This is a genomic window from Pseudomonas gingeri (genome assembly GCF_013386115.1).
In the GTDB taxonomy this organism is placed as follows: domain Bacteria; phylum Pseudomonadota; class Gammaproteobacteria; order Pseudomonadales; family Pseudomonadaceae; genus Aquipseudomonas; species Aquipseudomonas gingeri.
In genome coordinates this window covers 13,446-35,348 of record NZ_JACAOR010000012.1, presented here as the reverse complement: position 1 = coordinate 35,348, position 21,903 = coordinate 13,446, and the positions used below count along the sequence as shown (strand labels likewise).

At 63.2% G+C, this 21,903-nt stretch carries 20 protein-coding genes; 4 read left to right on the top strand and 16 right to left on the bottom strand.

Features of this window, described 5'->3' with window-relative positions; genetic code table 11:
* Positions 1–5: 5 nt before the first annotated feature.
* The 4 genes from sctI to HX881_RS23645 form a co-directional block, all read right to left on the bottom strand.
* On the bottom strand, positions 6–260 hold the full coding sequence (gene sctI / locus HX881_RS23660; protein ID WP_244861881.1) for a type III secretion system inner rod subunit SctI: 255 nt from the start codon (positions 258–260) through the stop codon (positions 6–8).
* Between the two features lie 162 nt (positions 261–422).
* Positions 423–1,448: a hypothetical protein gene (locus HX881_RS23655; RefSeq protein WP_083875355.1), complete on the bottom strand. Its 1,026-nt coding sequence runs from the start codon at positions 1,446–1,448 to the stop codon at positions 423–425.
* Between the two features lie 58 nt (positions 1,449–1,506).
* Positions 1,507–1,833, bottom strand: coding sequence for a type III secretion system major pilin HrpA (locus tag HX881_RS23650; protein ID WP_017126698.1), 327 nt, complete (start codon positions 1,831–1,833; stop codon positions 1,507–1,509).
* A 32-nt stretch (positions 1,834–1,865) separates the two neighbouring features.
* A complete protein-coding gene (locus HX881_RS23645) occupies positions 1,866–2,849 on the bottom strand; it encodes a sigma-54-dependent Fis family transcriptional regulator (protein ID WP_017126697.1) in 984 nt (327 codons plus the stop codon).
* Positions 2,850–3,953: 1,104 nt separating this feature from the next.
* On the opposite strand from HX881_RS23645, the gene HX881_RS23640 reads away from it, so the two are divergent.
* Both HX881_RS23640 and HX881_RS23635 read left to right on the top strand, forming a co-directional pair.
* A complete protein-coding gene (locus tag HX881_RS23640) occupies positions 3,954–5,576 on the top strand; it encodes a methyl-accepting chemotaxis protein (protein ID WP_246356567.1) in 1,623 nt (540 codons plus the stop codon).
* 177 nt (positions 5,577–5,753) lie between these two features.
* Positions 5,754–6,038: a phage infection protein gene (locus tag HX881_RS23635; RefSeq protein ID WP_177086929.1), complete on the top strand. Its 285-nt coding sequence runs from the start codon at positions 5,754–5,756 to the stop codon at positions 6,036–6,038.
* Between the two features lie 470 nt (positions 6,039–6,508).
* On the opposite strand, the gene HX881_RS23630 is transcribed toward HX881_RS23635, so the two are convergent.
* The 7 genes from HX881_RS23630 to HX881_RS23600 form a co-directional block, all read right to left on the bottom strand.
* Complete coding sequence (locus HX881_RS23630; RefSeq protein WP_177086927.1) at positions 6,509–7,738, bottom strand: cytochrome c biogenesis protein DipZ; 1,230 nt, start codon at positions 7,736–7,738, stop codon at positions 6,509–6,511.
* 94 nt (positions 7,739–7,832) lie between these two features.
* The gene (locus HX881_RS23625; RefSeq protein ID WP_177086925.1) at positions 7,833–8,084 is read right to left on the bottom strand and encodes a DUF2790 domain-containing protein; all 252 of its coding nucleotides are present in this window, start codon (positions 8,082–8,084) and stop codon (positions 7,833–7,835) included.
* 182 nt (positions 8,085–8,266) lie between these two features.
* The gene (locus HX881_RS23620; RefSeq protein ID WP_177087001.1) at positions 8,267–10,630 is read right to left on the bottom strand and encodes a DNA polymerase II; all 2,364 of its coding nucleotides are present in this window, start codon (positions 10,628–10,630) and stop codon (positions 8,267–8,269) included.
* A 68-nt stretch (positions 10,631–10,698) separates the two neighbouring features.
* On the bottom strand, positions 10,699–11,682 hold the full coding sequence (locus HX881_RS23615; RefSeq protein WP_177086923.1) for a phosphoribosyltransferase: 984 nt from the start codon (positions 11,680–11,682) through the stop codon (positions 10,699–10,701).
* Between the two features lie 60 nt (positions 11,683–11,742).
* A complete protein-coding gene (locus HX881_RS23610; protein ID WP_017126690.1) occupies positions 11,743–12,279 on the bottom strand; it encodes a GNAT family N-acetyltransferase in 537 nt (178 codons plus the stop codon).
* Positions 12,280–12,389: 110 nt separating this feature from the next.
* Positions 12,390–13,277: a 3-hydroxyisobutyrate dehydrogenase gene (mmsB, locus tag HX881_RS23605; RefSeq protein WP_177086921.1), complete on the bottom strand. Its 888-nt coding sequence runs from the start codon at positions 13,275–13,277 to the stop codon at positions 12,390–12,392.
* 14 nt (positions 13,278–13,291) lie between these two features.
* Positions 13,292–14,815 carry a CoA-acylating methylmalonate-semialdehyde dehydrogenase gene (locus HX881_RS23600; RefSeq protein ID WP_017126688.1) on the bottom strand — a complete coding sequence of 508 codons (1,524 nt, stop codon included), beginning with the start codon at positions 14,813–14,815 and terminating at the stop codon, positions 13,292–13,294.
* Between the two features lie 144 nt (positions 14,816–14,959).
* Here HX881_RS23600 and HX881_RS23595 point away from each other — a divergent pair, with 144 nt between their 5' ends.
* A complete protein-coding gene (locus tag HX881_RS23595) occupies positions 14,960–15,907 on the top strand; it encodes a LysR family transcriptional regulator (protein WP_017126687.1) in 948 nt (315 codons plus the stop codon).
* A gap of 143 nt (positions 15,908–16,050) precedes the next feature.
* Here HX881_RS23595 and HX881_RS23590 read toward each other — a convergent pair whose 3' ends face one another.
* The 5 genes from HX881_RS23590 to yfiR all read right to left on the bottom strand — a co-directional run bounded on the left by HX881_RS23590 (position 16,051) and on the right by yfiR (position 20,721).
* The gene (locus HX881_RS23590) at positions 16,051–16,335 is read right to left on the bottom strand and encodes a hypothetical protein (RefSeq protein WP_017126684.1); all 285 of its coding nucleotides are present in this window, start codon (positions 16,333–16,335) and stop codon (positions 16,051–16,053) included.
* A gap of 787 nt (positions 16,336–17,122) precedes the next feature.
* The gene (locus HX881_RS23585) at positions 17,123–18,244 is read right to left on the bottom strand and encodes a GNAT family N-acetyltransferase (RefSeq protein WP_177086919.1); all 1,122 of its coding nucleotides are present in this window, start codon (positions 18,242–18,244) and stop codon (positions 17,123–17,125) included.
* Positions 18,245–18,369: 125 nt separating this feature from the next.
* Positions 18,370–18,873, bottom strand: a complete 504-nt coding sequence (gene yfiB, locus HX881_RS23580; protein WP_017126682.1) for an outer membrane lipoprotein YfiB — start codon at positions 18,871–18,873, stop codon at positions 18,370–18,372.
* Between the two features lie 4 nt (positions 18,874–18,877).
* On the bottom strand, positions 18,878–20,149 hold the full coding sequence (dgcN, locus tag HX881_RS23575) for a diguanylate cyclase DgcN/YfiN (RefSeq protein WP_017126681.1): 1,272 nt from the start codon (positions 20,147–20,149) through the stop codon (positions 18,878–18,880).
* Positions 20,146–20,721: a regulatory sequestration protein YfiR gene (gene yfiR / locus HX881_RS23570; RefSeq protein ID WP_177086917.1), complete on the bottom strand. Its 576-nt coding sequence runs from the start codon at positions 20,719–20,721 to the stop codon at positions 20,146–20,148. The genes dgcN and yfiR overlap by 4 nt, the downstream gene beginning before the upstream one ends.
* Positions 20,722–21,042: 321 nt before the next feature.
* Between yfiR and HX881_RS23565 the strand changes: the two genes are divergently transcribed.
* Positions 21,043–21,894, top strand: a complete 852-nt coding sequence (locus HX881_RS23565) for a sugar phosphate isomerase/epimerase family protein (RefSeq protein ID WP_017126679.1) — start codon at positions 21,043–21,045, stop codon at positions 21,892–21,894.
* The last annotated feature ends 9 nt before the right edge of the window (positions 21,895–21,903 follow it).

The following is a 21,903-nucleotide window of genomic DNA, read 5'->3' as shown; positions in this document are numbered from 1 at the left end:
CGGTCCTATTGCAGGTTGGTGAGCTTGTCGAGTGCCTGGGCACCCTTGCTCACCACCTTGGTGGTCATCGCCATCTGCAGGGAGTACTGGGACAGGGAGCGGCTCATCTTGACCACGTCCATCGGATCGGCCGAACCGGCGGCGACCTTCATCGCCCGCATGGCCTGCTCGGACAGACGTCCCTGGGACTGCAGGCGGTCGGAAATGGCATTGACCATGCCGTCGGCCAGGTGTCCGGAGACCCCGTGGTCCTGGCGCATGGCGTTGTTGAACAGGTCGACATCCGCCTGCGCGGGCCCGGAAACCAGCCCCTGCTCATGGTCGACGGGCAAACCCTTGAAGGAGTGGATGGGGGCTAGGCTCACGGGACTTCTCCGGCAGACAGTGTCGAATGGTGGAATAACGCCACAGCGAACCGGGCATCAGCCCAGGCTGCTGGTCATCACGTCGAGGATGTTTTGCGCAGCCTGGGCAGCGGAGTTCTGCAGGTCATGCTGCTGCAGATGATGCCCCAGGCCACCGGACTGCAAGCCACTGGCCAGGCCCAGGCCCATCTCCAGGCCCTGCTTGAAGATATCCATCGGATTCTTCGCGCCCATCAATTTCGCCAGCTGGTCTTCGAGGCTGTTGACGACCTTGGCCAGATCACCACGTGGCGACGCTTGCTGGGGACTGCCCAGGCCGCCGTTGTCGGCAGGCTCCTGCTGTGGGGTGCCGAGGCCGCCGTTGCCGGACAGATCCTCTTGCGGGCCACCGAGACCGCCGCCATCGGACGAGCCCTGCGGGCTGCCCAGGCCACCGGCATTGGCCGGCTGGGTCGAGGCATCGCCAGCGTCGCCCCCGTCCAACTGCTGGGAAATCTGGTCGAGTGCCGCCCTGAATTTCGCCGTTTCGCCCTTGTCGAGGTAGTTGTCCTCGTCCAGCTCCTTGCTCCATGAGCCGGAATCAGGCGCGCCGAACAGCGCCTTGTTCTTGTCCATGTAGTCGGCGACCTGTTGCAGGACCGGTTTGTCGGCGTTGGAAAAGGTCGAGCCGTCACCCTTGTCGGTCAGGGCGTGATCCAGGATCGACTTGCTCAGGCCGTTCATGACCTGCGACAACAGGTCCGGACCGCCCTGCCCGCCACCGATTCCGGCGTCGGCGGCAGCACCGAAGTTGCTGCCCAGCTTGTCCTTGATAACTTCGCCCAATGCTTTTTTAACTGCACCGCTATCGCTATTGCCCGTTAATGCCGCCAGCGGATTATCTTTCTTTAGTTGCTGTTCAACCATTTTCCCCAACGGCGAATCGGTGGAAAGATGGCCTCCTGACATTAAGGCATTGCTTAACTTTTCGATAACGCCCTTGAGGGTCTGGGGCGAACCGGAAGCGTCCGAAGTTGAAGCTGACGGAATGACAGTGCCTATCCGCCCGAATGCACCGGCAGAGCTGGAAACAGAATTTAACATGGAAGAATCTCGCTAACGATCACAATGCCCCCTGAACAATCAGGGGGCCGGGGGATGATTAATAGCTGATGCCCTTGGCGGTTTGCGCCACGTTCGAGATTTCCTTGTTCGCGGCGTCGGTCTGAGCGGAGCTGATGGCCTGCAGAGTGTTGCGCTGCTCGGTCTGCATCGCGGCCTGGCCTTGCAACATGATATTGCGCGCGGACTGCTCGTCCTGCATCTGCATCATCTTCATCTGTGCGTCGGCGGCCTTGCCGCCACCGGACAAATCCGCCGCCGCTGACTGGTTTTGCGCGTTACCCTGGATAGAGTTGGCGGTTTCCTTCACAGAGTTGAAACCATTGACCGCCGAATTCACCATACCGCCGATACCTGGAAGTTTCATAATCTTCTACAACTCCTGATTGTTCACCCACGTCAGTGCGGGATATCCATGAGTGGAACCCCCAGCGATTTGAGTTCCATCTTTTTTTCCAGGCCATCGTTCTTCAGGAAAATATCCAGGGTCTTGATCCGGTGGTACAGGGTCCGCCGCGGCACGCCCAGCTCCATGCTGACCGCATCGACGGACTGGCCGTGGCGCTTGAGCGCCTCCTGGATCAGCGTGCGTTCGATCACCCGCATCTGCGCCTTGAGGGTCTGCCCCTCGACATCGTCCGGCGCATCGCCGCCCAGCAGCGGGAACCCCAGCACAAAGCGCTTGGCCGCCGACTTCAGCTCACGGATATTGCCCGGCCAGGAATGGCTGAGCAGCATCTGCGCCAGCGAGGCGTTCAACGGTTTCTGGCCCCGCCCGAGATCGCGGGTGGCGGCACTGACGAACTTGGAAAACAGCGGGATGATCTGCTCGCGACGCTCACGCAATGCCGGCAACTGGATGGTCAGGACATTGAGGCGAAAATACAGGTCACGACGAAACAGCCCGTCCTCGACCATCTTCCCCAGGGGCCGCTGCGCCGAGGCGATCACGCACAGGTCCAGAGGAATCACGGTGGTCGACCCCAGGCGCTCGATGGCCCGTACCTCAAGCACACGCAGCAGCTTGGCCTGCAGGCTCAACGGCATGCTGTCGATCTCGTCGAGATAGAGCGTGCCGCCCTGGGCCGCCTCGATGTAGCCCATGCGCGACCGGCTGGCCCCGGTAAAGGCGCCGCTGACCACCCCGAACAATTCGCTCTCGGCGAGGGATTCGGGAATCGCCGCGCAGTTCATCGCCACAAAGGGACCGCTACGGCCGGAAAGCCCGTGGATCCGCTGGGCCAGGGTATCCTTGCCCGTCCCCGTCTCACCCGAGAGCAGCAGGTCGATGCCCAGCTGAGACGTGCTTTGCGCAATGATCTTTATATTGGGAATCTCCTTCTCGGAGTCAAGCTCACAATCAAAGCAATCGTACACACCCATCTACGATCTCCAGATCGGTCCGCTCTATTAAATTCCCCGCCAGGCGAGGCCGTCGCTTCCTTTGTAACCACCTGGTGACATTTGCATCGCACCGGCAGCTGTTGCGAACAGAACCCCGCACTCGGAACAACTTACCGAGCAGAAAAATCCATTATGTTTTTATTTTCCACAACGCCAAAAAAACATCAGGACAGGCTTAGCGTGCCCAAAAATTGGCAAGCCGCTTATTTAAGACAACATGATTGCCCTATACTTGAAACAGAACCGACGAGTACTGATATTCAGCAAGTTCGTTTTTCCGTTAACACTATTCGGAAACCGGCGCTATTAACAGGGCATTAAAATAAGAGCACGCGCACAAAAAACCTGAAATATCTTCTTTGAACGATTCGTACAAACGTTTGAAAGGCCACCTTATCATTCACGCTCCATTGACCGATAAAGATCGGCATCCCACGATAACTGAGGCCGGCAAAGCAGAGTGGTTCCCGGTAGTGGGCGAAAGAATACATTCGTACTTATGCCTGTCAACCGTAATCTTACATCGACAGATGCCAGTGCGAGTTATTCTCCCCTGCCCCGTTTTCGAACACTGAAGTTCAAATACCGGGCAATGGACAAAATACTCCTGAAAGCCCCGGCAATGTCAAAGCACTGGCATTACAAACTTTAGAGTGCCAGCACTAGAGATGTCATGTGATCGATACCGCAAGTGCAATGATGATTTTTCATGGAACTCATTTCGCCCGGCGAACCACTCACCTGCGAACGAGCCGTTTTTTTTCATCGGCGAAGCCACCACCACCCAGGCAGGCCCCCTTATGCGGTCTGCGCCACGGTACGCCCGTGATGCCCGGAGAACAACCAATGAACATTGACGGGCATCCGCTGGGCATGGCCGCCACTGCCCCCTTTATGGGGGACATGGGCAGGCTGTCAGCCCCGGCTACTGGGCCTCGCGCCCCCGGCAAAACCACGGGAAAAACTATGGAAGGCATTAGTTAATTCAATGAACACCGCTCTGAAACGGCAAAGCTCTCGTGCCATCATCGAAGCCTTTCGTAACACCCACTTTCACTTGGCGGAATCCAGGAGCCGGTTGTCATGCTGTTGAGGAATCTGAAGATCCCCGTACGTTCTGCCCTGAGTTTCGCTGTCATTACTTCGCTGTTGATCGTGCTGGGCCTGGTTTCCCTGTGGAACATGAGCGCCATCCGCACCCTGGCGGCCCAGCTCGAGGAACGCTCGATGGCCAGCGTCATCGCCGCCGACCGGGTCAACTCGACCGCCTTGAAGCTGCTGCTGGAAAGCCGCCGGCTGATCGCCCAGTCCAATGCGTCGACCCGGGACGCCACCATCGAGAATATCCGCGCGTTTCGCACCACCCTCCTCGGCCAGTTGCAGGACTACAGCGCCTATATCAGCGACGAGCACGAGCAGCAGTTGTTCAAGGTGGTCAGCGACGGCATCCAGCGCCTGACCCGGTTGGCCGACAGTTGCATCGATTTCAGCCAGAAGGGGCAGTACGCCGAAGGCGCATTGCTGCTGGATGAGCAGGTCCCCCTGAACAAGCTGATGCAGCAGGCCATCGACCAGCTGGTGCAGTTGAATATCGACAAGGCCAGGCAGTCCGGGCTCGACTCGGCGCACACCTACAACGTCAGCCTCGACTTCACCATTGCCATGATCATCTTCGCCTCGCTGGCCACCCTGGCCCTGGCGTACCGCTTCACCCGCAGCATCACCGTGCCGTTGAAATACGCCCTGTCGATCAACGACACCATTGCCCGCGGCGACCTGCGCAGCGAGATCGTCATCGAAGGCAAGGACGAACTCTCGGCCCTGCTGCAATCGGCGCGGACCATGCAGGGCAACCTGCGCGACACGATCCGCCTGATCGGCGACTCGTCGACCCAACTGGCCTCGGCCGCGGAAGAAATGAGCGCGGTGACGGGCGAATCCAGTCGCGGCCTGCAACGGCAGAACCAGGAGATCGAACAGGCGGCCACGGCGGTGAACCAGATGACCGTGGCGGTCAACGACGTGGCGCGCAATGCCGCCTCGGCATCGACGGCGGCGCGCTCCTCCGGCGAGTCGAGCCAGACCGGTGCGGACCGGGTCATGCACACCGTCGTCGCCATCGAGAAACTCAGCTCGACGGTGCAGAACACCAGCAGCGATGTGCAGCAGCTGGCGACCCAATCCCAGGACATCAGCCAGGTCCTGGAGGTGATTCGCACCATCGCCGAGCAGACCAACCTGCTGGCCCTGAACGCCGCCATCGAGGCGGCGCGGGCCGGCGAACAGGGTCGCGGCTTTGCCGTGGTGGCCGATGAGGTCCGTGCCCTGGCCGGGCGCACGCAGCAATCGACCGGGGAAATCGCCCAGATCATCGAGCGTATCCGCCAGGGCACCGAGCAGGTGACCCGGGCCATGCAGGACAGTTGCGAGGAAGCCCGCGACACCTTGCGCATCGCCCATGAGGCCGGCGCGGCCCTGACGGAGATCGCCGGCGCCATCGGCCAGATCAACGACATGAACCTGCGCATTGCCGCCGGTTCCGAAGAACAGGCCGAAGTGGCGCGCACCGTGGACCGCAACCTGAGCAGTATCCGCGACCTGTCGATGCACAGCGCCAGCGGTGCCCAGCAGACTTCGGTGGCGAGTGCCGAGCTGTCGCGCCTGGCGGCGGACATGCACGGGCTGGTGGCACGCTTCTCGATCTGAGCCACGTATCAGACTGTGTACGCAGTCCCCCGCCATACACTGAGGCACGTTGTCGTCCGCCGGCGACACACGGCGGATACACCCCCGCGTTGAAATGGGCCTGTCGATCGGCAACGCCGATCCAGGCCCTCGACTCATACCCCGTGAGTCTTACCCACAACGCAGGAGTCTCACCCCATGTTCAAGTTCCCGACCGTTTCCCTGACCCTCGCCCTGGCACTGGCCGGCGGCCTCGGCCTGTCCAATGTCGCTTCGGCCAATGTCCCGGCCGTCGAATTCAGCCACGTCAACCAGCAGCAACTGGCGGAAGGTGGCTCCGATCGCTTGCTGGAGCGCCGTGTCGCCGAAGGCGGTTCCGATCGTTTGCTGGAGCGTCGTGTCGCCGAAGGCGGTTCCGATCGTTTGCTGGAACGTCGCCTGGCTGCCGGCGATGCCGATCATCACGCTGATCGCCGTGTCTGAAGCCTGCAACGCGCTGAACGGTTCCTCGAGAAAAAGCCCCGCTCATCCGACCGGGGCTTTTTCATGGCCGACCGAAAGACACACCCTCAAGCCGGAACACACAGTGATCGTTCCCACGGTCCCCGTGGGAATGCAGCCCGTGACGCTCTGCGTCACAAGAGCGGACGCAGAGCGTCCAGAGAGGCATTCCCACGCAGAGCGTGGGAACGATCAGTACCGGGGCTTTTTCATGGCCGACCGAAAGACACGCCCTCAAGCCGGAACACACCGTGATCGTTCCCACGGTCCCCGTGGGAATGCAGCCCGTGACGCTCCGCGTCACAAGAGCGGACGCAGAGCGTCCAGAGGGGCATTCCCACGCAAAGCGCGGGAACGATCGATCACACGCCATTGCCGGCAATCCGGCGCCCACGAAAAAGCCGCAAAACCCGGCCAGGGGTTTTGCGGCCTGGGTGGCCCGGACTTGAATCTCAGCCGGCGTTACCCGCTGGCACAACGCCCTTGGCTTCCTGCAGCAAGGTCTGGATCACTTGCTCCTGTTCGTCATAACGACCCTCGCCGAAATGGCTGTAGCGCACCTGCCCCTTGGCATCGATCAGGTAATGGGCCGGCCAGTACTGGTTGTCGAAAGCACGCCAGATCCTGTAGTCGTTGTCGATGGCCACCGGGTAACCGATACCGAGCTTCATCACCTGCTGGCGCACATTGCCGAGGATCTTCTCGAAGGCGTACTCGGGCGTATGCACGCCGATCACCACCAGTCCGTCCTTCTCGTACTTCTTCGCCCAGCTGTTCACATACGGCAGGGTATGCAGGCAGTTGATGCAGTCGAAGGTCCAGAAGTCCACCAGCACCACCTTGCCGCGCAGGGACTCGCGATCCAGCGGCGGCGAGTTCAACCATTCCACCGCACCCGCCAGCGACGGCATGGCGCCCTTGGGCTCCAGGTCGACCGCCGTGGCGGCATTGGCCTTGCTGATCACATAGTCGATGGCCCGGGGAATCTGCTTCAGCAGGTTCTGCTCCACCGCGGCGGCGCCCTGGGACGAGGTGCCGGCCAGCAGCGTGTTATCCGCGCCGGTGGAAATCACCAGCGCCGACAACAGCACCGCCACACCGGCGCCACGCCGCAACCAGCCGGTCACCGGAATCGACGGGCGAAGCCGGTTGACCAGCCCGCGACCGGCGAAAATCAGCGTGCCCAGGGACAGCGCACTGCCCAATCCATAGGCCAGCAGCAACAGGCTGGTCTGCGCATTGGCGCCTTGCAGCATCGCGCTGGTAAGAATGACGCCCAGGATCGGGCCGGCACATGGCGCCCACAGCAATCCCGTGGCCACCCCCACCAGCAGCGAAGCCAAGGGGCCGGACAACTGGCGGGCCGCCGGGTCGATGCAATTGCCCAGCATGACGAATGGCCGTGACAGCCAGGCACCGGCGCGGGCGGAAATCAGCGACAGGGCGAACAGCACCATCACCACCAGGGCCAGTTGGCGTCCGGCATTGTTGGCCTGGATCACCCATTCGCTGCTGACCACGGCCAGGCTGGAAACCAGCGCGAAGGTCAGCACCATGCCGACCAGCGTCAGCACGACCGACGCGCGCGAGCGGTCCGCGCGGGCGAAGAGAAAAGGTACAACCGGCAGGATACAAGGGCTGAGGACCGTCAGTATCCCGCCCAGAAAAGCGATAAGCAGCATGGCGTCACCGGACAGAGGCGAGCCTGGAACCGAGCGGGGTACGGCACGGTTTCAGGCGAGAGGGAGGTCGGGCACAAACGTGATCACCAAGGGATCAGCTGCCCAGGTTGCAGTTGTTGGCGAACTTGCCGTAGTCGAGGGTGTGCTGCTCGCCGTGGGAGTCCACGTAGGTCATGTGGGCGTTGACCACGCCGCAGCCACCCGTGGCGTCGGTCACCACCGACAGTACCCGCTGGATATCCGGCTTGGCGCTGGCGGATTGGCTGGCAGCCTGGACCGGCGCGATCACGGCGAGAACGCTCAGGGCGCCGAACAGGCCGGTGGCAATGAAGGCTTTCAGTTTCATGATGATTTCCTCAAGATTCGATTCGATGGGCTGGAGGCAGAGCGGTCTGTCTCCCTGGAACCTATTGAACGCCCTTGAGGTATCTCGAATGTGTTCGCCAGCCGGGTCGCGGAAGTCAGCACGTATCGCGGACGGGGCCAGATACATTGCAATACACGATCATCACCTTGATCGAGGGCCCGTCAGAACAACCCGAGCTGGCCGCCGATCAGGGTGCTGAAATCGTCCTGCACGAACGGCAGGATCGCATCCGCCACCGGCTGCAATTGCCGGGTGATGTAGTGGTCGTAGTCGATCGGCGCGCGCCGGACCTCCAGCGGTTCCGGCCCGGCCAGGCTGATCACGTAGCTGATCCAGCCACCGCTCTGGTATTGCCGTGGACGCCCCTGGGCATCGTTGTACTCATCGGCCAGCCGCGCCGCCCGCACATGGGGCGGGACATTGCGCTGATAGTCGCCCAGTTGCCGGCGCAGGCGCTTGCGGTATACCAGCAGCGGGTCCAGTTCGCCCGCCAGGGTGCGTCGCACATAGTCGCGCACATAGTCCTGGTAGGGCTGGCGATTGAAGATGCGCAGATACAGTTCCTGCTGGAACTCCTGGGCCAGCGGCGACCAGTCGCTGCGCACGGTTTCCAGCCCCTTGTAGACCATTTCCTCGCTGCCGTCGGCCCGCGTGACCAACCCGGCATAGCGCTTCTTGCTGCCCTCCTCGGCACCACGAATGGTCGGCATCAGGAAACGGCTGAAGTGGGTTTCGAACTGCAACTCCAGGGCACTGGTCAGGCCATGCTCCTGATGCAGATGCTCGCGCCACCAGTCATTGACCCCGGCCACCAGCGCGCGGCCGATCCGCGCGGCCTCTTCCTGGTCATGGGCGCGCTTGAGCCAGACGAAGGTCGAGTCGGTGTCGCCATAGATCACCGTGTAGCCCTGGGCCTCGATCAGTTGCCGGGTGCGGCGCATGATCTCGTGGCCGCGCAAGGTGATCGACGACGCCAGCCGGGTATCGAAGAAACGGCAACCGCTGGAACCGAGCACCCCGTAGAAAGCGTTCATGATGATCTTCAGCGCCTGGGACAGCGGCGCATTGTGCTCGCGCTTGGCCGCCTCGCGCCCCTGCCAGACCGTCTCGACAATCGCCGGCAGGCAATGCCGCGTGCGGGAAAATCGCGCGCCGCGAAAACCCGCCACCGACTCACTGTCATCGGGATGCCTGAGGCCCTCGATCAGGCCCACCGGGTCGATCAGGAAGGTGCGGATGATCGATGGATAGAGGCTCTTGTAGTCCAGCACCAGTACCGACTCGTACAGCCCCGGGCGAGAATCCATGACAAAGCCGCCGGGGCTGGCTTCGGGCGTGCGCTCGCCGAGATTGGGCGCGACGAACCCCTGGCGATGCATCAGCGGCAGGTACAGGTGAGTGAAGGCCGCCACCGAGCCGCCGCTGCGGTCGGTCGGCAGGCCGGTGACGGTGGCGCGTTCGAGCAGGAAGGTGAGTAACTGGGTCTTGTCGAAGATCCGCGTCACCAGCTCGCAGTCCTTGAGGTTGTAGCGCGCCAGGGCGGGCTTGTCCTCGGCGAACATGCGGTCGATCTCGTCCATGCGCTGGTAGGGGTTGTCGATCGCCTTGCCCTCGCCCAGCAGGTTCTGCGCCACGTATTCGAGGCTGAACGACGCAAAGCTCCAGGTCGCCGAACGCAGGGCCTCGATACCGTCGATGATCAGGCGCCCGGCGGCGGCCGCGAAATAGTGGGTGTTGCGCGCACCGTTATCGCGCCAGCCCATGACATCGCCGCCGCGCCCCAGGCGCAGCGGCACCTTGAGGCGCTGGGCATGTTCATGCAGGACCCGCAGGTCGAACTGCACCAGGTTCCAGCCGATGATCGCATCGGGGTCGTGGCGGACCAACCAGCCGTTGAGGGCTTCGAGCAGTTCGCCACGGCTCTGGCGATAGTCGAGCTTGAAATCCAGCTCGCCGGCTTCGCCGTTTTCCGGCCCGAGCATGTACACCTGGCGTTCGCCGCAACCTTCCAGGGCGATGGAATACAACTCGCCCTGCATGGTGGTCTCGATATCCAGGGATACCAGCCGCAGCCGTGGCCGATAGTCCGGCGCCGGCTTCATCTGCGCGTCGAGCAGCGGCCCATCGCCGTTCGCCGTGCCGCCGAACTGCACCGGCGCGGTGATAAAGCGCTCCATCAGGTAACGCTCGGGCGGACGAATATCGGCTTCGTAGACATCCACGCCGGCCGAGCGCAGCAGTTTCTCGATATTTATCAACTGCCGGTGCTGCTGGCAGTAGACGCCGAGCACCGGGCGGTGATGAAAATCCAGCAGTTCCAGCGGTCGCAGCTCGACGCCACGCTCGTTGCGCAACAGGTTTTCGGCGCGCTCGCGCTGGGCGGCGGGGATAAACGCGACCGAGGGTTGCGGTGGCAGGCGAACATGGCGCGGGCCGTCATCGGTGGCCAGCCAGAATTCGACCTGCGTCCCCGCAGGGGTGTCGCGCCAATGCCGGGTCAGGACAAAACCCTGCTGTAGATCCACCACCACTACCTCGAAACCGATTCCAGGCAGCAATTCTACTCGTCATTGCCCGCCGGGGCGCCCCTCTCTCACGCCAGTTGCGCGTCTTCCTGTCGCTGCGGGACGTGGCTCCAGTCATGGGCACCGATCAATCGCCCCCTGCGCACCAGGGCATCCCACCAGATCACCCGCAGCAGCGGCAGGCGCGTCGAAATCAGGATCGCCTGCTGCGCATCGCTTTCGACAAAATGCGTGCAGCCCTGCTGCAATGCCGCCGCGGCCTTGTGGGCAGCCACCTGTTCCGGGCTGTCGTCGTAGGTGGCGATATCGCGCATCAGCAGCGTGATTCCGGCGTAACCGTGAAGGTCGAGCCAATGCCGGGTGCGCTCGCGATCCATTTCCGGACGCCCGGTGATGATCGCCCTGACCCGTGACAAGGCCAGCCAGGACGGGCGCTCGAAGGGGTCCAGGCGGTCTCGCTCGCGCAACGCCCGGCGCAGGTCGGCGGCATAACGCTCCGGGGCGATATCGGGCAACAGGATGCCATCGAGGTCGATGCCGTAGGTTTCGTATTCGTGATCTTCACCCACCGGCCCGGTCAGGCCGCCGCCGGTGGCCTGCCAGCGGGCGCGGTATTCGGCGGTATGGGAATGGCGCTCCCAGGGAAAGAGCAGGAAGGCGCCCCGGCCATCGATGCTGTAGTCGGGACGGATCCGGCTGAGGTCGTCGAAGCCCGCTGTCATGGTTTTCAGGGTCAGGCCATGGCCTTGCAGGAACTCGATACAGTCGGCGAGGGTGTGCCCGGCACCGGCGATGTCCTCGCACAACAGCACCTTGCTGCCCGGCGCGGGCATCGGCAATGACGAATCCCAGGTGACGGTGCGACTGCCACGCTCATAGCGCAGGAAGGCCGGTGCCAGCCCGGTGGTATGCGACACCATCAGCGCCAGCGGCGCCCCGCCACGCAGGATGCCGACCACACAGGCAAAGGCCTCGTCGACCAGCCGGGAGCGCAACGACGCAACCCAATGGTCCAGTTGTTCATAGGAGAACGGCAGTACGGGTTTATCCATGGACGGGGCCACATCGAGTCTCGGGGCAGGTCAATACCGCTGCCTGGCGGCACGGCACATTCACGCGTCTGCGGTTTGCGGCACCGTCTTGTAGAGCGTCTCCAGGACCAGTCTAGACACTTTCGGCACGCCGACTCCGGCGTCCAGCGGAAAATCCTGTAGCTTGCCGCTGCGCACATAACCGCGTCGCACATAGAAATTGATCAGTTCCACGCGCCCCGACAGCACGCTCATCACCAGCCGCGTGGCCTTGAGCTGTTCGATGGCATAGGCCTCGGCCGCGCCCAGCATCATCTTGCCGATGCCGCTGTTCTGCTGTCCGGGCAATACGGCGAGGGTGCCGATATAGGCATCGTCGCCCTGGTGCCGGACCTCGACACAGGCGGTGAGCACATCGTCGATTTCCATCACCAGCAGGACCACGCCCGGGGTGGCGAGGGATTCGCGCAGTTGCCCGGCGTCGATGCGCGGCCCGTCGAGGATGGCGCCCTCGTGGGTCCAGCCGCTGAGGTCGGCGCCGGGGCGATACGCAGCATTGATCAGGCAGACCAGGGTGTCGACATCCTGATCGGCGGCCAAGCGGAAGTGATAGTGCATGACGTGCTCTTTAGTGTCGGGTGTTGAGCAGTTAACGTTTGAACGCGACGTTTATTCCATGCACGGAAAAAACCGGGGGCCCGCCCGACGCGAGCCCCCGGAAAAAACCCTTATTCGGGTTTGCGATAGCTGTTGATGATCGCCGAGAAGTCCTTGCCGCCTTCGCCGCGCAGGCTCATGGCCTGGTAAAGCTGCTGCGCCACGGCGCCGAGCACCACCGGCTGGTGGGCCTGGCGCGCGGCCTCGGTGGCCAGGCCGAGGTCCTTGAGCATCAGCTCGGCACCGAAACCACCGGTATAACCCCGGGAAGCCGGCGCCGTCTCGATGATCCCCGGCCACGGATTGTAGGTGTCGGAACTCCAGCAACGCCCGGTGGAGCTATTGATCACGCCGGCCAGCACCTGGGTGTCGATTCCCAGCGCCGCACCGAGGGCCATCGCTTCGCTGACCCCGACCATGGAAATGCCCAACAGCAGGTTGTTGCAGATCTTGGCGATCTGCCCGGTGCCGACTTCGCCGCAATGGACGATATTGCGGCCCATCTGCGCCAGCACCGGCTGCAGGGTGGCGAACAGTTCGGCGGAGGCGCCGACCATGAAGGTCAGGGTCCCGGCCGCGGCACCGCCGGTACCGCCGGACACCGGCGCATCGGCCATGGCCACGCCCTGTTTCGCTGCGGCGGCCGCGACATCCTTGGCGGTCTGCGGATCGATGGTGCTGCAATCCACCGCCGGTACGCCGCTGGCGATACCCGCCAGGACGCCGTCCTCGCCCAGCCAGACACTGCGCACATGGGCGGCGGCCGGCAGCATGGTGATCACCAGCTCGCTGCCCTGGGCCGCGGCTTTCGGCGAGCCGCTGATGGTCCCGCCGAGGGCCGCCAGCTCTTCCAGCACGGTCTTGTTCAGGTCGAACAGATTCAGGCTGTGCCCAGCCTTGATCAGGTTGCGCGCCATCGGCGCGCCCATGTTGCCCAGTCCGATAAATGCGATCTTCATGGCCCGTTCCTCCCTCAGCGCAGATTGATGGTGGTGTTCACACCGTGATTGACGCTGTCATCGTCGAACCAGCGACTGGTGACGGTCTTGGTCTGAGTGTAGAACTGCACCACCTGCTTGCCGTACGGGCCGAGGTCGCCGAGCTTGGAACCGCGCGAACCGGTGAAGCTGAAGAACGGTACCGGCACCGGGATCGGGATGTTGATGCCCACCTGGCCGATGTCGATTTCACTCTGGAACTTGCGCGCCGACGCGCCGCTCTGGGTGAACAGGCCGGTGCCGTTGCCGAACGGGTTGGCGTTGACCAAGGCAATCGCCTCGTCGAGGGTGTCGACTTCCAGCACCACCAGCACCGGGCCGAAGATTTCCTGGGTGTAGATCTGCATGTCGGTGGTCACCCCGGAGAACAGGGTCGGGCCGACGAAGTTGCCATGCTCGAAGCCCGGCACCTGGATGTCGCGACCGTCCAGCTCAAGCTTGGCGCCCTCCTTGATGCCGCTTTCGATCAGACCCAGCACACGCTCTTTCGCCCGCTTGGAAATCAGCGGGCCGACATCGGTGCCCGGCTCGCTGCCGGCGTTGACCTTGAGTTTCTGCGCCAGGGCCTTGAGGTCCGGCAGCCATTGTTTCGCCGCGCCCACCAGCACCACCACCGAAGTGGCCATGCAGCGTTGGCCGGCCGCGCCGAAACCGGCACCGACCAGGGCATTGAGGGTCTGTTCGCGGTTGGCATCGGGCAGCACCACCGCATGGTTCTTCGCGCCCATCATCGACTGCACGCGCTTGCCGTGACGACCGGCGAGGTCATAGACATGGGTGCCGACCGCGGTCGAACCGACAAAGGACACCGCCTTGATGTCCTTGTGGGTGCACAAGGCGTCCACCACGTCCTTGCCGCCGTGCACCACGTTCAGCACGCCCGGCGGAACCCCGGCTTCCAGCGCCAGCTCCACCAGCAGCAGCGTCGACAGCGGGTCCTGCTCGGAAGGCTTAAGCACGAAGGTGTTGCCGCAGGCGATCGCCATCGGGAACATCCACAGCGGAATCATCGCCGGGAAGTTGAACGGGGTGATCCCGGCGCAGACGCCGATGGGCTGGCGCAGCGTGTAGGTATCGACACCACCGGCGACGTTCTCGGCGAACTCGCCCATTTGCAGGGTGCCGATGGAACAGGCGTGCTCCACCACTTCCAGGCCGCGGAAGATATCGCCCTCGGCGTCGGCGATGGTCTTGCCCTGCTCGGCGCTGAGGACCACGGCGATGCGCTTGGAGTGTTCGCGGATCAATGCCTGCAGCTTGAGCATGATGCGCATGCGCGCGCCGATCGGGGTCAGCTTCCAGGTCTGGAAGGCACGGTGCGCGGCGGCGATGGCGGCGTCGACTTCATCGGCGGTGGCGAACGGGACCTTGGCCAGGACTTCCTGGGTCGCCGGATTGACGATGTCATGCCATTCGCTGGTCCTGGATTCGACCCATTCGCCGTCGATCAGCAACCTGGCGGTCTTGAGGGTAGCGTCGGGCTTGAGAGAAACGTTCATGGAAGTCTCCTGAATTATTGTAGGGGCGAATCCTGGTGCAAGGGTCCGAGACGGGCGAGGCAGCGCCGAGCATGGTGACTGGACTGTTTTTGGAGTATAGATGTGCATTCTTCTAATAAGAACGCACATAAAAACCGGACCAACATGCAAAAAAACATCACGTCTTTGGGTTCATTGAACTGGGACGACCTGAAGTTTTTCCTCGAGGTCGCTCGTACCCGCAAGGCCAGCAGCGCGGCCAAGCGCCTGGCGGTGGACTACACCACGGTGTCGCGGCGCATCAGTTCGCTGGAGGCAGCGCTCGGCACCTTGCTGTTCGAGAAGTCGCGGACCAACGGCTTTGTCCTGACCGCCGAAGGCCAGCGCCTGCTGGGCTACGCCGAGTCCATCGAAAGCACCCTGCACATGGCCTGCGAGCAGGTTTCCGGCTCGGGTGTAGCGCTTTCCGGGCATGTGCGCATGGGTTGCACGGAAGGCTTCGGCAGTTTCTTCATCACCCCGCAGTTGAGTCATTTCGTCGAGGCGTACCCGGCGATCTCCGTCGATATCCTGCCGCTGCCACACTTCATCAGCCTGTCCAAGCGCGAGGCGGATATCGTCATTGCCCTGGAGCGCCCGGAGCATGGGCCGTATGTCTGCTGCAAGCTCTGCGACTACCGCCTGCAGTTGTACGCGACCCGCGAGTATCTGGACCAGCACCCGGCGATCCGTCGCGCCAGCGACCTGGGCCGGCATCGGTTTGTCAGTTATGTCGACGACCTGGCCTTCAGCAACGAGCTGCTGTACCTGGCGAATGTCCTGCCCAGCGCCACCGCCAACCTGCGCAGCACCAGCGTGATCGCCCAGTTCGTCGCCGCGCAGCAGGGCCGCGCGCTGGCGATCCTGCCCTGCTTTCTCGCAGCCCAGGACCCGAACCTGCTGCCGGTGCTGCCGGACGAAGTGAACATCACCCGGCAATTCTGGATGTACTGCCGGGAGGACCTGCGCAAGTTGAAGCGCATTACCTTGTTGTGGGATTACATCCGCGAAGTGACCGAGCGCAACCAGGCGCTGCTGATGGGAGAGACGCGGAGCATGGTGTTTCACGATTGAGGGCGGGTGTGGTCCCTTGTAGGAGCCGGGCTTGCCCGCGAAGCTTTTAGCGACCTGAAGGTCCCTTCGCGGTGGTGCGGCGTCCCGATAAGCCCGGCCCCTACAAGTCAGGTGGCGTTTTCAGCGTTTTGGGGTGTACCCAATCAGGCCCGCAACGCGTCGGGCTGGGGATCGGGGATCCGCCGCTGCAACGCATCCAGGGCGTCACAACCGTCCTGCAACAGTAGATAGGCCGCGCCGGCAAAGTGATAGAGGTCACGGTCACAGGTATTGCCGATGCTCATGCAGGTCAGGCTGTGGCTCAGGTCGCGAGCCGCCTTGATGCGTTGTACGGCCAGCTCGTAGAGATCGCGCACCGGGGCGTCGAGGTTGAGGTAGAGCACAGGGACTTGGGTGAGATTGCTTTGTAGCGGGCGGAAATTGGTCATGGTGTAACCCCGTAATAGTTATGGAGTCACCAACATCTGCGGCTAAACAAACGAAGGTGGCAGCTGTACGCGGGTTAGCCGACCGGGACTATTACGAAACCCGGCACACCCGAGGGTGTCCCACGCACAGCCGCCATGACAAAAATCCAGACAGCAAAAAGCGCCAATATCATAGGGCGCTTCTGCGTTTCGTAGTAGTTTCAGTCGGCTAAGACCGGTCACCGATTCGTCGATGACTGCCGAACTATAGTCCAGCGATCTGCCGAATAGCTGCCACTTTTACACCCTGAAACAGGTGCCATTACGGTGACGGCTGATCGCTCCCAGGCGCGGCAAAGGGATGCCTTACTGGACGCTCTGCGTCCGCTCTTGTGACGCAGAGCGTCACGGGCTGCATTCCCACGCGGAGCGTGGGAACGATCGTGACGAACCCTGTAGGAGCTGGCTTGCCGGCGATAACGAGGCCAGCCGCACCGCCGCTTTCGCGGGCAAGCCCGCTCCCACAGGATGGGGGTTCGCCACGGACTAGCGTCCAGCCTGGAACCTTGTAGGAGCTGGCTTGCCAGCGATAACGATGCCAGCCGCACCGCCGCTTTCGCGGGCAAGCCCGCTCCCACAGGAGGGGGGTTCGCCACGGTCTATCGCCCAGCCTGGAACCTTGTGGGAGCTGGCTTGCCAGCGATGACGATGCCAGCCTCACCGCCGCTTTCGCGGGCAAGCCCGCTCCCACAGGGTGCAAGCCTTCCGGGCCTCTTCGCCGGCAAGCCCGCTCCCACAGGTCGCGGTGCTATTCAGCCTCGGCCATCTGCCGCAGGTCGGGATCCAGGTTCTGCCAGTTGATGCCCTTGGCCACCGCGCCGAATACGCGGTGCAGCAACGGGTTGCGGTGCCGGCAGTAGCAGTCCAGCGGGACCAGTTGATGGCCGACCTCGCGCTTGGCGCTGTAGCCGGTCTGGCCGCTTTCCAGGCGGGTGGCGCCAACACCGCAGGCCCATTTCACCGCCTGCTCCCAAAGCTGGAAGTACAGGTGCGACTGCATGCCCACGGCATAGTCGATGCCGATGAATTTGTTGATGGCCTTGTCGCCCACCAGGAAGCACAGCATGAATGCCACCAGCTTGCCGCTGTGCGCATCGGTCATCAGGATGAAGTGGGACTGGGGCTTGGCGGCGATCTGGCGGAAGAACTCGATATTCAGGCGCTCGAACTTGGTCTTGCCCTTTTCATAGGTCTGCTGGAACAGCGCGAATACCGCGTCCAGGATCTGCTCGTCCGGTTGCTGCAGCACCCGCACTTCGTGGGCGCCGTGGGCCAGGCCGTCCTTGAGCTTCTTTTTCAGGCGATAACGATGACGGCTCTTGAGTCCCTTGAGGTAACCCTCGAAACCGCCCGCCGCCAACTCGACCGTCGTGCCGGGAAAGCTGACCATGGGAAACAACCGGCGAGCCTGGCTGAGGGCTTCGAGCGCCGGCTTCTCGGCTTCGCCGAAGTCCTTCCAGACCGTCATCGCGACCTTTTTCTCATGGCCACGGCGGGTCAGCGCATCTTGCAGCGGCAGCAGGATATCGCCGAGGGAATAACCGGGCATCACACCCACCGCGCCTTCGTCCGAACAGGGCGAGCCGACGAACAGGGTGCGCTGGTAACGCAACGCCGGAATCACCCGCATCAGCCTGGCGATCAGTGGCGGCACCACCAGTTCCATCGGCACGTCCATGATAAAGGTCGGAGCCAGGCCGATGGGCTGGCCGTCGCGCTCGACCACCGCATAGGCGAATTCAAACTGGTCATCGAGACCGCTGGCCTCCAGCGCCTCGTACCACCAGCGACCTTCGACATGGTTGAAACAGGTGTCCCATAACACGGACGGGATCAAAGCTGCCCGACTGACCCATTGAACAGTTGCCATTCAAACTTCCTCTCAGTCGACGCCCCTGCCTGGCAGGGCCATCACTTATACCCGCATGGGTACAACTCGAGAAAGAGCGGCGTATGTTATTTCATAATGTGTCCAGATCGTCAGGCGCCTGATACTCAGTCGGCAATCACCACGATCGACACCCTACGGTTCTCCGTACGACCGGCGGCCGTGCTGTTGGAGGCCACCGGCTCGCGGCTGCCCAGGCCACGGATCTCGATGTTTTCCTTCTTCATGCCGGTCTGCTCCAGCACCGTCGCCACGCTGTTGGCGCGCCGTACGGAGAGCTGTTCGTTGTAGGCTTCCTTGCCCGACGCATCGGTGTGACCGTCGACCCGCACCCGCTGGATGTCCACGCCGAGCAGGGCCTTGGCGATGCGTTCGACGATGTCGTGGCTTTCCTTGTTCAGCACTTCCAGGTCACTGCCGAACAACACCTTGCCCGACAGGCCGAAGGCCCAGCCCTCGTCCGTCAGTTCGAACCCCTGTTGCTTGAGCACGGCGATCTGCGCCGGACTCAGGCCTTTTTGCGGGGCGGTCTGGCAGCCGGCCAGGGCCAGCAGCGCCGTAAACAGGAAGACACCGAAGAATCGCAGGGAACGCTGGGTAAAGGTATACAAGGGTTCAACTCCTGATCTGAACAGTGGCTGCGGAGTGCTCCGACTCCGCCGTGTGTTGCCCGCCTCGGGAAAGGCGCTTGGCTTGGTACATCGCGGCATCGGCTGCATTGAGCAGGGTGCCGGGGGTGGTGCCATGATCGGGGTAGACGGCGATACCGATACTGAGGGAGGTCACGACCTGGGCCTGACCGGGCACGGCAATCGGCATTTCCATGCTGGCGATGATCTTGTCGGCGATGCGCTCGGCGTCTTCGATCGCGTGCAGCGGTGTCAGCAGCACGGCGAACTCGTCACCGCCCAGGCGCGCCACCAGGTCGTCCTCGCGCAACTGCGCCCGCACCCGCGTGGCCACGGCCATCAGCACCGCATCGCCCGCGGCATGGCCGAAGTTGTCGTTGATCTGCTTGAAGCGGTCGCTGTCGAGAAACAGCACGCCGACCCGCTCGCCCTGCTTGGCGCCATTGCGCAGGGCACGCATCAGGCGGCCCTCGAAAAACGCCCGGTTGGGCAGGCCGGTCAGGCTGTCGTGGCTGGCCTGGTGGGCGAGGGATTCGTTCTCGCTCTGGATGTGGGTCTGCCAGGCTTCCAGTTCGTCGAGCAGGGCATTGAAGTCGGTGCCGAGGTTGTCCAGCTCGACGATCTCCGCCGCCGGCACGCGACGATCGAAGGCCCGCTCGCTGCGGGCCGCGTGGGCCACTTCGGCGAGGCTGCGCAGCGGTACGATGATCCCGCGCAACAACCGGCGGGCCAGGTACAGGCCCAGCCAGGCGGCCAGCACGCTGCAGACCAGGATCCCCGCCAGGCCGCTGAGCAGGAAGCGCAGCAGGCTGCCGCCATGGCCGGTCAGGCGCACGCTGCCGATTTCACGGTCCTGGTGCAGGATCGGCAGTTCGATGGGTTGTTCGAGCAGAGACCGCGCCAATTGCGTTTCCAACTGCGACATCAGACCGGTCTCCGGTCGCTGCCAGTGGGCCAGGCGCTGGCCGTTGGCGGTGAACACCTGGGCATCGGCCACTTCCTCGGTGGCGGCGATCACGTCGAGGGCTTCGGTCGCCGCGCTGCTGTCGTTGAAAACCACCGCCGCCTCGACGGTGTAGCTGATGGAGCGGGCGATCAGGTGCAGGTTGTGATCGGCATAAACCCGCAGCGCCAGCACGCCGAGGAAGGTCAGGGACACGCTGACCAGCCCGACCGCCGCCAGCGCCGCCATCAGGTGCCCGCGCCCCAGCACCGAGCGCAGGCTACGGCGGACTTCCGGCTTGTGCAGACCGATCATGGCTGTGCGGCCCGACGACGGGACAGTTGCAGGACACTCGGGTGAATGCGCACGCCGCTGCGGGCCACCGAATCCAGGTTGACCTCGAACGACACCTGGCTGTCCGCCACGCGCAGGCAGAACAGGCTGCCGACGGTGCATTGATCGCCACCTTCGCTGATGCTCAGCACGGCATGGCCGTTGAGGGCGTTGAACAGGCGGCTGCGTTCGTCACTGGTGAGCTTGCCGATATACACCGCATCACAGGCGCTGGCGACGGTGGCGTTGTCGGCCAGCAGGCGCTGCACCAGCACCGACCGGCCGGTGGCCTGGGTGGTGCCCTTGACCAGGTCGTCGGTATATTCGGTGGGACCGATGATGCACAAGCGCAGCTGCGCGGGCTCCACCGGCCAGCGCGCATAACTGAGGATGCCGAGCACCACCTGGGTGACGGCCTGGGCGCGCTGGTCGGCGGCGCCAGGGGCGACGGTGTCCTGGGCACTACTCAAGTGCGTGAACAAACAGAGCATGGCGGACAGCCCCAGCTGTCTCCAGCCAAACCACCGCTCTGTCGTCCAGACAGCCACGTTCATGCAGGGATTCTCTTGAAACTATGTAGGAATGATGCCGCAACGATAGCATATCACTGGCCTGCCAGCGTCAAGCCAAGGCGGTAGATAGCCGGCTAATAGTTCATGAATCTCTGAAGTATGGATTTGAGGTTTCCTATTCTTCTCTGCGTCCGTGGCTGTCTAAGATCGACGCCAGCGTGATTGATCCCTCCCCGCCTCGCGGTGAGACCGGCTCCACAGAGAGCCGGCTCGACGAAACCTTTTGCTACTGCCGTAACCGCCCGCCCTGGCCCTGTGCCGTGGCGTGCTTCGAGCAGCTCAAGGTCTGGTTGAGGTTCACCGATGAAACTGGAGATTTTCCGCACCCTCTGGGGCTACACCGCGAGCAAGGCCCAGGCACTCGACGAGTTGCTGGGCGCCGGCTTCGACGGCATGGAAGCGCGCCTGCCGTTGCAGGCCCGGGAACGCGCCGAGTTCGCCGCCTTCCTGCGGGCCAATCGACTGGGCTATATCAGCACGGTCTTCACCGCCTACGACGTGCTCCCCGAGCAGGCCGCGCCGCCCGCCGAGCACCTGCGCGATCTCGAACAGAAACTGGCCTGGGCCGCCGAACTGGAGCCGCGCTTCGTCAACGTGCTGGCCGGCAACGACCGCTGGCCCCTGGCGCAACAGGTGGAATTCTTCGGTGCGGCCATGGACCTGGCTCGCCAATCGGGGCAGACCTGCTGCTTCGAAACCCACCGCTCGCGTTCGCTGTTCAACCCCTGGCTGACCCTCGAACTGATCCGCCAACTGCCCGACCTGCGCTTCACCAGCGATATCAGCCACTGGATCGTCACCTGCGAACGCCTGCTGGACGATCCGGCCGATGACCTGGGGCCGTTTGTCGAACGCGTCCACCATATCCAGGCCCGGGTCGGCTATGACCAGGGCCCTCAGGTGCCACACCCCGGCGCCCCGGAATACGCCCGCGAACTGGCCTTCCACCAGGCCCACTGGGAAAGCATCTGGCGTTCCCAGCAGGCCCGCGGCTATGCCGTCAGCACCCTGACCCCGGAGTTCGGCGCCGACGGCTATCTGCATCACCTGCCCTTCACCAATGTCCCGGTCGCCGACCTGTGGTCGCTGAACGTCTGGATGGCCGGGACCGAACGCGCGCACTTCGACCGCTTCAGCCAATCAACCCACCCGTGAGGTGTTTGC